Genomic DNA, 12,174 nt, shown 5'->3' with positions numbered 1-12,174 from the left:
ATAACAAAAAATAAACGCCATTTGTGATTTTGTTAAATGAAGCCTTGTCAATTTTTTGAAGCGCAAGGTTAGTGCAGCTATCTAAAATCAGTCCCGCTTTCCGCTATATCTTTTTTGTTGTCATCTTGAGCGTAGTCGAAGGAACAAAAAAGGATGTCGCTTCAATTGGGGCTATAAACAAACATTTGTGCTATTATTAACTTTCAACTTAAAAACTTTTAACTTTGAACTTAAATATGGATGCAGATGCAATAATTATTGGTGCCGGTGCTTGTGGATTAATGTGTGCAGTACAAGCTGGTTTTTTAGGTAAAAAAGTAATTGTACTCGAAAAGAACAGTAAACCAGGTGCTAAAATCTTAATTTCTGGTGGCGGAAGATGTAATTATACCAATCAATGGGCAACCACAGAACAGTTTATCTCTGCTAATCCCCATTTTTTAAAATCGTCTTTTAATCAATGGACTGTTGAAGACACCATCAATTTTTTTGAAACCTACGGCATCATTGGTAAAGAAAAAACATTAGGTCAGTTATTTCCTGAAGATAAAAATGCCAAAGACATAGTCGAAGTTTTTATATCGCTCTGCGAAGAAATGGAGCAGGAAATTTGGTGTAATACAGATGTAAAAGACATTGAACAAAATGAAAAAGGTTTTATCTTGAGCTATACTGTTGGAGATAAAGTGAAAACTATTTCTGCTCCAAAAGTAGTTATTGCAAGTGGTGGATTACCAATTCCGAAAATGGGTGCAACTGATTTTGCTTTAAGGTTTGCTCGTAACAATGGATTAAAAATTATAGAAACCGCTCCAGCATTAGTTCCTTTAACCATTACGGGTAAGGATGAAGATTGGTATGCACAACTTTCTGGAAACTCCGTTTTTTGTGAGGTAAGTAATGATGAGATCTCATTTGAAGAGAATATTCTATTTACACATTGGGGCTTGAGCGGTCCTGCAATTTTACAAATCTCATCTTATTGGCGTAGGGGTGAAGTATTTAATATCAACTTATTACCCAATCAAAACATTCTCGAATTGATAGAAGAAGAGCGTAAATCAAACGGGAAAACATTGTTATCAACTCTGCTGAACCGTTTTTATGCAAAGAAATTTACAGATGCCTTGGGTAAGTTTTTGCCTTTAACTAAAACGGTAGCCGATTTAAGCAAAGCTGATATGGAGTTGGTTTATCAGACCATTCACGAGTTTAAAGTTAAGCCAGCAGGCGACAAAGGTTACGATAAAGCAGAGGTGATGCGTGGTGGAATTGATACCAATGAAATTTCTAGCAAAACATTAGAATGCAAAAAGATACCTGGCTTATATTTTGGTGGCGAATGTATGGATGTAACAGGCTGGCTTGGGGGTTATAACTTTCAATGGGCTTGGGCAAGTGGTTTTGTAATTGCACAGAATTTGTAATTGCGTCACCCTGAATTTATTTCAGGGTCTTCCCTGCAAGGCAGATAATGAAATAAAAAGCGAAGCTTACTTGAAGATAAAAAACAAATAAATGCTGCTGAAAAATTCAGCAAGACGTAGCCTTAAAAATGCAAATTAGTTTAATCTTAAAATTCCTGTATTTTTGCAGAAAACAAATCCTTTGAAAAGCGACCTTCTTTTAATTACACCGCCATTTACACAACTGAATACACCGTATCCAGCAACTGCGTATATTAAAGGTTTTTTAAATACAAAAGGAATTTCCTCAACTCAAGCCGATTTAGGTATCGAAGTTATTTTAGCGCTGTTTTCAAAAAACGGTTTGTTAAACTTGTTTTGTCACGCTGAGCGCAGTCGAAGTGCAGTACCACCATCTTTCAACATTCAACGAATCATTTCTTTAAAAGAAGAATACCTTAAAACCATAGATGCCGTTATTGCTTTCTTGCAGGGGAAAAATCCGACTTTAGCTTTACAGATTTGTCAGGAAGATTATTTGCCAGAAGCTTCTCGATTTGCACAATTAGAAGAGTTAGATTGGGCTTTTGGTGCAATGGGAACGCAAGATAAAGCCAAGCATTTAGCTACACTTTATTTAGAAGATATTTCTGATTTTATTGTAGAATGTATAGACCCAAATTTTGGTTTTAGTCGTTATGCAGAGAGATTGGGGCGAAGTGCTAATTCATTTGATGAGTTATATCAGGCTTTAAATGAGGGAGCTACTTATATAGATAGAATTCTAATAGATATCCTTAAAAATAGGATAGAAGAAGTTCAACCTCAATTATTCCTTATCTCTGTCCCTTTTCCTGGTAATTTATATTCGGCATTTCGCTGTGCACAATATGTAAAACAAAACTATCCACATATTAAAATATCTATGGGTGGTGGTTTCCCAAATACAGAATTACGCTCATTAGCTGATAAAAGGGTTTTCGAATTTTTCGATTACATTACTTTAGATGATGGAGAGTTACCAATCGAATTGTTGTACAATGCGATTAGGAGAGGCGACGAATTTAACCTCTATAAAAGAACTTTTTTATTAGAGAATGGAGAGGTTATTTATAGAAATGACGCTTTAAAAAACGACTACAAGCAAGCCGATGTTGGTACCCCAGATTATACTGACTTACAATTAGACAAGTATATTTCTGTTATTGAGATTGTAAATCCGATGCATAGAATGTGGAGTGATGGTCGTTGGAACAAACTCACAATGGCACATGGTTGTTATTGGGGTAAATGCACTTTTTGTGATATTTCTCTCGATTATATTAAAGTTTATGAACCTGTTGCAGCAAAGCTCATTGTAGATAGAATTGAAGACTTAGCTGGAAAAACAGGCCAGAATGGGTTTCACTTTGTGGATGAAGCTGCACCACCGGCCTTAATGCGTGAAGTAGCATTAGAGATTTTACGAAGAAAGATTTCGGTTACGTGGTGGACGAACATTCGTTTCGAGAAAAGCTTTACGCAAGATTTATGTTTACTGTTAAAGGCATCTGGTTGCATAGCAGTATCTGGTGGCTTAGAAGTTGCATCTGATCGGTTATTAAAACTGATTGATAAAGGCGTAACGGTAGAACAAGTGGCTAAAGTAACAAGAAACTTTACTGAAGCCGGAATAATGGTTCATGCTTATTTAATGTATGGTTATCCAACTCAAACTGTTCAAGAAACTGTTGATAGTTTAGAAATGGTTCGTCAGTTATTTGAAGTTGGGGTTTTACAATCTGGTTTCTGGCATCAATTTGCAATGACGGCTCATAGTCCAGTTGGATTATATCCTGAAAAGTTTGGTGTGGTAAAAGAAACTGAAGAAATTGGAACATTTGCCAATAATGATATCAATTACACTGATAAAACTGGGATAGACCATAACAAGTTCAGCTTCGGACTGAAAAAATCGCTTTTCAACTTTATGCACGGCATTTGTTTTGATTACAAACTGCAAGATTGGTTTGATTTTAAAATTCCTAGAACTTCTATTCCATCTAATTTTATTGACAGTGCTTTACAAACTGATGAAAATTTCAATGTTAAACCTACAGCCAAAATAGTTTGGTTAGGAGGGAAACCAACAATAGAAATCTTTACCAAATCTAAAAAAGGCAATACTTGGGATATGATGATTTTAAATTTTCATAGTAAAAAGGAAACTTACAGCATTCAAACCAATAAAAAAGAAGGAGAGTGGTTGGTTTCTATTTTAGAGAAGATTTCTGTTGTAAACGAGAAGGTCTTGACTTTTCAAGAAATCAAAACTGATTTTGAAAACACGATAGAACATTTTGAATTGTTCTGGTATTCCAAACCGATTCATACGTTGAGAGAGTTTGGCTTGCTTGTTTTGTAAATGTTAACGTCACCCTGAATTTATTTCAGGGTCTGGCATGAAAAAGATGCTGAAATAAATCCAGCAGGACGAGTTTTACATTATTCTTTCTCCGCAACCTCTTTAATCACTCTATTTCTCTCAGTTAACAAAGCTATCATATATTTGTTAAGGATAATTTTATTAAAAAATTCCCCAAATATCCCATAAGGAACGCCATAGGAGAATACATCTTTCATCTCAGTAACTCCTTTTTTCTCCTCAAAATAATGGTCATGTTTAATGAAGCTAAACGCCCCTTTTACCATACAATCTTGAAAGTAGAAAGGTGCTTTTAGTTTAGTTATTTTTGAGCTTAATGTTTGATAAATCCCGAAATGTTTAGCTCTCCAAGTTACTTCATCTCCTAATTCACACAGACCACTCAATCTTCCTGCAATTGCTTTTTCGTTGGTTTTTGCAGTAGATAACTGATGGATGTCTATACTACGTGCACAATCAAATACAATTTGAATAGGCGCATTGATAGAAGTGTAAAGAATTATTTCGGTCATTATTTTTAAATAATTGTCATTCAGAACATTTTGTCATTCAGAGCGAAGCGAAGAATCTATAACAATAAAATAACACAATAGATTCCTCCGAAGTCGGAATGACAAACTCCAAAGTCGGAATGACAAAACAGGGTAAAAAACTTCTCATTGCCAATTTTGTCATTCAGAGCGAAGCGAAGAATCTATAACAATAAAACAACCCAACAGATTCTTCCAAAGTCGGAATGACAAACTACGAAGTCGGAATGACAAAACAAGCATAAAAAACTTCTAGTCGCAATTAGGAACAGTAAAAGTCCAGGTTTCAGATAGTTTGTAAGGAATAGAAAATGAAACACCTTTATCTAATTCAAACCAAAGTTTTGAACGAACTTTCTCTCTAGTTCCTGTTTCATTCATCGTCATGCTATCATATAACCTCCCATTAACCATTACATATTTTATCTTCTCAGAATTTCTAATGTCATCTAAAGGATTGGAGTCCATTATTACCAAATCTCCTAATTTCCCTACTTCTAAAGAGCCAATTTCTTTATCCATTCCTAAATAGTTTGCACCATTTAAAGTTGCATTACGGATCGCTTGTAATGGTGTTGCTCCACCTTGTACAAACATCCAAAGTTCCCAATGTGCACCCAAACCTTGTATTTGCCCATGTGCGCCTAAGTTAATTTTAGTTCCAGCATCAGCAAGTTGCTTAACTGTTTTAGCAACCTCAATATGTCCGTAATCTCCATATTCTGAAGTTGTTCTTCTTCTAGAACGCGAATCGATTATTGAGCGTGGTGTAAAGTTTAAAAGCCTTTCGTTTTCCCAAACGTTTGTTCTATCATACCAATAATTTTCTCCCCATTGACCTCCATAAGCTACAATTAAAGTAGGTGTATAAGCAACTGAAGTGTTTTTCCAGAAATTAACAACATCTTTATAAACTGGCGCTACCGGAATACTATGCTCAATTCCAGTATGTCCATCTGCAATCATATTCATGTTATGGAAAAATGTAGAGCCACCTTCTGGCACAACTTCCATTTTCAATTGCTTGGCCGCTTCTAAAATTTGCTGACGTTGATCTCTGCGTGGCTGATTATATGATTTAACTGAAAAAGCACCAACTGCTTTAAGCCTTTTTAAATGTGATAAAGCGTCATCTAAACTATTAATCACTACTTTAAAATCGCCGTCTGCTCCATATAATATTGACCCAGTTGAATATAAACGTGGACCGATCATTCTACCAGCTTTTAGCATTTCACTTTGGCTAAATACCATTTCTGTATTGCTGCTCGGATCATGGGAAGTAGTTACTCCAAATGCTAAATTAGCTAAATAAGACCAATCTTGTTGTGGGCTAATCCCATCAGGACTGGTACGTAAATGAGCATGCACATCAATTATTCCTGGCATAATTGTTTTACCATTTACATCAACAACTTTAGCATCTGAGGGAACAATTACATCAGCAGTTTTACCAACAGCTATTATTTTATTGTTTTCTAAAAGAATGGTTCCTTCCTCTATCACTTCATCACCTTTCATGGTGATAATTCTAGCGCCTTTTAAAGCTAATAACCCAGTAGGGGCATCAGCCTTTAACTTTAAACCAATAGCAATCCCAGCAGTGTCTAATTCGGGTAAAACTTGTGGTGCGCCTTCAATAAAGCTGAAAGTGTTTTTAATTTCTCTATTGTAATATTGTTCCCCTAAAGTCCAAAATAATTTTTTACTATCTGAGCTCCAGTGTAAATAGGTTCCAGCATCCTTTGTAACCCTAGCCAAAGGGATAGATTTATTACTTGCTGATAAATCCATTGGAATTCCTGTGGTAACCATAGGAGTAATGTAAACATTAAACAATTCGGTAAATGCCATCCACTTCCCGTCTGGACTCGGGATAAATTGATTGGCATATTGAGATGTATAATGAGTTCTTTCATTACCACCATTCAAATCCATGCTTTTATATGCTTTTTTACTAGCATCATATCCTTGAAAATAAATTCTTGTATCATCGCTATTAAATATTGGTTTGATACCACTTTCGCTTATTAAAGTTTTTGCACCACCATTTGATGAGATGATGAAAACACCTGTATTTTTACTATAAGTTAAACCTAAAGTTTCATTACCACCACCTTTTCTAAAAACAATCTTATCACCTTTATTGGAATAAGAAGGAGAATAGTAATAACCTTTTTCATCTGTTAATGAAATAGTTTTACCAGATTTTAGCTCAGTTCTTTTGATTGAGCCTTTAAATTCATCGCTCCAAGTAGTGTAAACCACAAATTTACCATCGGGACTAAATTCTGGCTCAAACTCAAAATCAAGTCCAGTTGTAAGTCTTTCTGGTACACCGTTAGGTAATTCTTTTTTATATAAATAACCTGCAGCATTAAAAACAACCATTTTTCCGTCAGGTGAGGTAGTTAGCTGTCTAATCATTTTCACACTAATCTCTGGGCTAAAAACTTTATGTTCAAAATGCAATGATTGTTGTATGGTCTGTTGGCTATTTACTTCAAATGGAATATCAGAAACATATAAATTATTAAGGTCTATTTGTTTAATTTTTCCTTTAGCGTAAAAAATGATTTTTTTAGAATCTGGTGTCCATGCAAAATTTGGATATACTCCAAAAACTGCCCAAGTTTCTTGTTGGTCATGCGTTAATTCTTCAGTTAGTGGCCATTGTTCGCCTGTTTTAATGTTTTGGATATATAAAGCAGACTTTAAGCGAACACGTTTAACGTAAGCCATAAATTTGCCATCAGGCGATATTTGCGGACGAGCAGAACCACCTTGTTCAGCAATTAAATTAGTTAATTTCCCTGTAGTTAAATCCAATTGTCTAATGGCGTAAATTAAACCATTTGGATCTTTGCTATATTCGAAATTTGGTCCCGGAGAAACATCTTCGCTAAAATATAAGAATTTGCCATCTGGTGAAACATTTGGTTCACCAGCATCTTGCTGGTCATTTTTTCTTTTGGTTAATTGAACACCATCTCCTCCATAAATACTATACATCCACATTTCACCGGCACCTAATGAACGTGAACCAGTAAAATGTTTACGAGCAATTATATATTCACTATTTGGCATCCAAGTAGCATTATTTAGCAACCGGAAAGTTTCTTTGGTAATCTGCTTTCTATTACCTCCTTCGCGATCCATAATCCAAATGTTATCACCACCACTTTTATCACTTGTGTAAGAAATATACTTGCCATTCGGACTAAAACGAGGTTGAACATCATAAGCAATACCACCACTTATTAATTTGGCAGGACCACCACTGATAGACATTTTATAAATATCCCCTAATAAATCGAAAACAATTTCTTGCCCATCTGGACTAACATCTAAGTTCATCCAAGTACCTTCATCGGTATTTATTGTAAAAGTTTTGGTTTGACCTTTATATTGTTCTATATCCCATTTTGTGGCTTCTTTTTTATCTTGTGCCGCAACTGAGAAAGTAATAAATAAACAGCTTGTGAATAGGAAAAATTTGTTCATTTTAAGGATTAAGATTAATTAGCCCGCAATTTAATAATATCACATCGTTTTTATTAGTTTTGATGACACCTTTTTATGACAGCAGCGGAGATATTAAAAAAATATTGGGGATTTGATAATTTTAGGCCATTACAGGATGAAATTGTCCAATCAGTTTTAGACGGAAAAGATACCCTTGCTTTGTTGCCAACTGGCGGAGGGAAATCTATATGCTTTCAGGTGCCTGCAATGGTTATGGACGGAATTTGTATTGTGGTTTCTCCATTAATTGCCCTCATGAAAGATCAGGTTGAAAATTTAAAGGCTAAAGGAATTCAAGCTATCGCGATTTATGCAGGTATGGGTAAACGTGAAATAGACATTCTTTTAGACAATTGCATTTACGGAAATATTAAATTTCTTTACTTATCTCCAGAAAGATTACTCTCAGAAATAGTTCGAGAACGCATCTCTTATATGAAGGTGAATTTAATTGCTATAGATGAAGCACATTGTATTTCTCAATGGGGATATGATTTTCGCCCGCCATATTTAAAAGTTAAAGAACTTCGTGAAATTCATCCAGATAAACCAATTTTGGCTTTAACAGCTACAGCAACTGCCTTTGTAAAAGAAGATATTGTACATAAATTGGAGATGAAGGATGCTCAGGTTTTTGTAAAAAGTTTTTCACGTAGAAATTTAAGCTACGTAGTTTTTGATTTAGAAGATAAACATAAAAAATTATTAGAGGTTGCTAACAATGTGAAAGGCTGTGGTCTAGTATATGTTAGAAATAGGAGAGAAACAGCAGAGGTTGCCCATTTTTTACAACGGAACGGAATTGCGGCAGATTTTTATCACGCCGGAATAGAAAAAGAACTCCGATTTAAAAAACAGGAAGATTGGAAAAAGGATGTAATTAGAATTATGGTTGCCACCAATGCTTTCGGAATGGGGATTGATAAACCTAATGTTCGTTTTGTGATTCATTTAGATTTGCCAGACAGTTTAGAAGCATATTATCAAGAAGCAGGCAGGGCAGGACGAGATGAAAAACGTGCATTTGCTGTGTTGCTAGCTAATAAATCTGATCAGCTAATTTTAAATGCTAAGTATGCAGATAGTTTCCCTACAGTTGATGAAATAAAAAAGACTTACCATTATTTAGGAAATTATTTTCAATTGGCTTTTGGTGCAGGTGAGGGCCTAAGTTTTGAATTTGATGTTGCAGATTTCTGTAAGAAGTTTAGCTTAGGTGTAATTAAAACGTTAGCTGCTTTAAAATTCTTAGAGCATGATGGTTATATCGCATTGTCTGAAAATATCTTTTTACAATCGAGAATAATGTTTACTACAGGCCATGAAGATGTATACCGTTTTCAGATTGAGAATTCTGCCTATGATCCAATTATAAAGACAATTCAACGTAGTTATGGGGGCGCCTTTGATGGCTATGTTAAAATTAAAGAAGCGGATTTGTCTAACCGGTTGAAAATCTCTTATAAGGATGTGATTGATTATTTAAATCGCCTTCAACAATTTGGTGTTTTATCTTACCTACCTCAAACCGACCAACCTCAATTACAATTTATTTTACCTCGAAGAGATCAAGTGAACTTAGACATTGATGTGAAATATATTTTGCTAAGACAACAAATTCAAAAAGACCAAGTAAGCGCAGTTCTAAGTTATGCTTCAACACAACTTTGTAGAAGCAGACAATTGCTTTATTACTTTGGAGAAATAAATGCGGATAAATGTGGATTTTGCGATATCTGTCTAGCAGAAAAGAAGTTAGAAGAAATAGCTCAATTAAAAGATAAAATAGATTTTGAGCTTATTACGCTATTGCAAAGCGAACATTATAGTTTAGATGAACTAGTAGGTTCAGTAAATTCTGGTACAGAAACTGAAAAGATAGACCGTATTCGCGAGCTATTAGATGCGGGTAAAATCAAGAGTGATGGGAAAAAGTATTATTTATAATAATGGATTGAGTAGTGAGTATTGAGACAATACTTGCCGCAATTAACAATTTAACAATCGAGCAATTTTTAACATTTACATTGTTTATTATTTTTTTATCTACTTTTAGTTAATCTAAAATTATGCAAGCAAAAAACGACAAAAAGACAATTCGCTCTTGGGCTTATTTCGATTGGGCTAACTCAGCTTATAACTTGGTTATAACTTCCACTATATTTCCAGCATATTATACCATTATCACATCAGATAAAAACCCTGATACCATTGATTATGTAACTTTCTTTGGAAGAAAATTTGTTAACTCTGCACTTTATAGTTATGCAATGGCATTTGCATTTTTAGTAATTGCAATATTGTCTCCAATATTGTCTTCAATAGCAGATACTCGTGGAAATAAAAAAGTTTTCATGCAAATGTTTACCTATTTAGGCTCTTTGGCCTGTTGTGGACTTTTCTTTTTTAAAACAGATACATTAGAACTAGGAGTTGTTTTATGCGTGGTTGCAGCTATTGGCTTTTGGGGAAGCTTGGTTTTTTACAATTCTTATTTACCAGAAATAGCAACTGTAGATCAGCAAGATAAAGTAAGTGCAAAAGGATTTACGTACGGCTATATAGGTAGTATTATCTTACAAATAATATGCTTTGTATTTGTGTTTAAACCAGATTGGTTTGGCATTACAGATAGTTCAATTCCCGCTAGATTATCATTTTTTATGGTTGGTGTTTGGTGGATGGTTTTTGCTCAAATTCCTTTTAAAAATCTACCAAAAGGAAGTCCAAACTTTAAAGCAGAGAACCAAAATATTTTTACAAATGGCTTTAATGAACTAAATAAAGTATGGCTTCAGGTTAAGCAAATGGCTTACTTAAAACGCTTTTTATTCGCTTTCTTTTTTTACTCAATGGGTGTGCAAACGGTCATGTTAGTAGCAACCATATTTGGAGAAAAGGAATTACACTTACCTACAGAAAAATTAATTGCCACAATTTTAATTTTACAATTGGTGGCTATTCCTGGTGCAATGCTGATGTCATATCTATCCTCAAAAAAATATGGAAACGTAAATGTATTGATTGGTGTAGTAGTTATTTGGATTGGGGCTTGTATCGCAGCTTATTTCATTCATACAGAATATCAATTTTATGCTTTAGCGGCTGTAATTGGGTTAATAATGGGTGGTATTCAATCTTTGTCTCGTTCTACCTATTCTAAATTTTTGCCACAGGAAAGTCCAGATCATACCTCTTTCTTTAGTTTTTATGATGTTGCGGAAAAAGTAGCACTTGTTTTTGGGATGTTTATTTTCGGTTTTATTGATGAACAGTTAGGTATGCGAAATTCTGTTATCGCATTAGCAGTGTTTTTCATTTTAGGTTTACTATTTTTGCTGTTCCTAAAAAAGGTAGAGCCAAAGTCTGTTATTGTAGAATAGGACGCCTAGAATTTAACATCCACCAATGAAGATAGAGTTATTTGTTCCTTGTTTTGTAGATCAATTATATCCAGAAACCGCTTTTAACACAATTAAATTGCTTGAGAAAGCAGGTTGTGAAGTAAATTATAATGCCAAACAAACTTGCTGTGGACAACCAGCTTATAATGCAGGTTATTGGGAGCAAGCAAAAGAAATCGGTAATAAATTTTTAAATGATTTTTCGGAAAGCGATTACATTGTTGCACCTTCTGCTTCTTGCGTTGGTATGGTTAAAAATGGCTTTAATGATTTATTTACCAATACTATAGTACATAACAAGTGTAGAAATATGCAAAGTAATATCTTTGAACTTTCTGATTTTTTAGTCAATGTTTTAAAGAAAGATTATTTTGGAGCAGAACTTGATGGAAAAGCTGTTTACCATGATTCTTGTAGTGGCTTAAGAGAGTGTAAAATTAAAGATGAACCTCGTCAGCTACTTTCTAAAGTACATGGTTTAGAAATGGTAGAAATGAAAGATACTGATATGTGTTGTGGCTTTGGGGGTACTTTTGCTGTTAAGTTCGATGCAATTTCATCAGCAATGGCAGAGCAAAAAATAAACAATGCCATAGAAATGGAAGCAGAATATATCATTTCAACGGATTTATCATGTTTAATGCATTTAGAAGGATACATCAAAAAGAATAACATTCCAATTAAAACCATGCATATTGCTGATGTATTGGCAAATGGTTGGTTAGATTATTAACTCCCTAACCCTCTGGAGGGGGAATTGTGAGTTTAAAGTCCCTTTAGGGGATTAAGGGCTTATGTAAAAGAAAAGTTATATTAAAACAAATTAACCTTTTTTAACATTTTAAGTCTAAAAACTACAATAAATTTGTAGTATCAAAACAATA

At 34.3% G+C, this 12,174-nt stretch carries 7 protein-coding genes; 5 read left to right on the top strand and 2 right to left on the bottom strand.

Annotated elements, in window-relative coordinates; all coding sequences use genetic code 11:
* Window positions 1-236 precede the first annotated feature (236 nt).
* Together FA048_RS08765 and FA048_RS08760 are read left to right on the top strand one after the other, a co-directional pair.
* Window positions 237-1,427, top strand: a complete 1,191-nt coding sequence (locus FA048_RS08765; protein WP_136841264.1) for a BaiN/RdsA family NAD(P)/FAD-dependent oxidoreductase — start codon at window positions 237-239, stop codon at window positions 1,425-1,427.
* A 181-nt stretch (window positions 1,428-1,608) separates the two neighbouring features.
* A complete protein-coding gene (locus FA048_RS08760; RefSeq protein WP_136839946.1) occupies window positions 1,609-3,810 on the top strand; it encodes a B12-binding domain-containing radical SAM protein in 2,202 nt (733 codons plus the stop codon).
* An 80-nt stretch (window positions 3,811-3,890) separates the two neighbouring features.
* On the opposite strand, the gene FA048_RS08755 is transcribed toward FA048_RS08760, so the two are convergent.
* Complete coding sequence (locus FA048_RS08755; RefSeq protein ID WP_136839944.1) at window positions 3,891-4,343, bottom strand: SRPBCC family protein; 453 nt, start codon at window positions 4,341-4,343, stop codon at window positions 3,891-3,893.
* A 270-nt stretch (window positions 4,344-4,613) separates the two neighbouring features.
* Window positions 4,614-7,865, bottom strand: a complete 3,252-nt coding sequence (locus tag FA048_RS08750; protein ID WP_136839942.1) for an amidohydrolase family protein — start codon at window positions 7,863-7,865, stop codon at window positions 4,614-4,616.
* Between the two features lie 75 nt (window positions 7,866-7,940).
* Between FA048_RS08750 and FA048_RS08745 the strand changes: the two genes are divergently transcribed.
* The 3 genes from FA048_RS08745 (at window position 7,941) to FA048_RS08735 (ending at window position 12,023) form a co-directional block, all read left to right on the top strand.
* Complete coding sequence (locus FA048_RS08745; RefSeq protein ID WP_136839940.1) at window positions 7,941-9,833, top strand: RecQ family ATP-dependent DNA helicase; 1,893 nt, start codon at window positions 7,941-7,943, stop codon at window positions 9,831-9,833.
* A 122-nt stretch (window positions 9,834-9,955) separates the two neighbouring features.
* Window positions 9,956-11,269, top strand: a complete 1,314-nt coding sequence (locus FA048_RS08740) for an MFS transporter (protein ID WP_136839938.1) — start codon at window positions 9,956-9,958, stop codon at window positions 11,267-11,269.
* 25 nt (window positions 11,270-11,294) lie between these two features.
* Window positions 11,295-12,023, top strand: a complete 729-nt coding sequence (locus tag FA048_RS08735) for a (Fe-S)-binding protein (RefSeq protein ID WP_136839936.1) — start codon at window positions 11,295-11,297, stop codon at window positions 12,021-12,023.
* Window positions 12,024-12,174: the final 151 nt, after the last annotated feature.

It is taken from the genome of Pedobacter polaris, assembly GCF_005116505.1.
Lineage (GTDB): Bacteria > Bacteroidota > Bacteroidia > Sphingobacteriales > Sphingobacteriaceae > Pedobacter > Pedobacter polaris.
This window is presented reverse-complemented; position numbering and strand designations above follow the sequence as displayed.

Bases quoted from the DNA above. Each gene is read 5' to 3' on its own strand.
- FA048_RS08765 (WP_136841264.1), top strand. From the start codon at position 237: ATGGATGCAGATGCAATAATTATTGGTGCCGGTGCTTGTGGATTAATG.
- FA048_RS08735 (WP_136839936.1), top strand. From the start codon at position 11,295: ATGAAGATAGAGTTATTTGTTCCTTGTTTTGTAGATCAATTATATCCA.
- FA048_RS08750 (WP_136839942.1), bottom strand. From the start codon at position 7,865: ATGAACAAATTTTTCCTATTCACAAGCTGTTTATTTATTACTTTCTCA.
- FA048_RS08745 (WP_136839940.1), top strand. From the start codon at position 7,941: ATGACAGCAGCGGAGATATTAAAAAAATATTGGGGATTTGATAATTTT.
- FA048_RS08740 (WP_136839938.1), top strand. From the start codon at position 9,956: ATGCAAGCAAAAAACGACAAAAAGACAATTCGCTCTTGGGCTTATTTC.
- FA048_RS08755 (WP_136839944.1), bottom strand. From the start codon at position 4,343: ATGACCGAAATAATTCTTTACACTTCTATCAATGCGCCTATTCAAATT.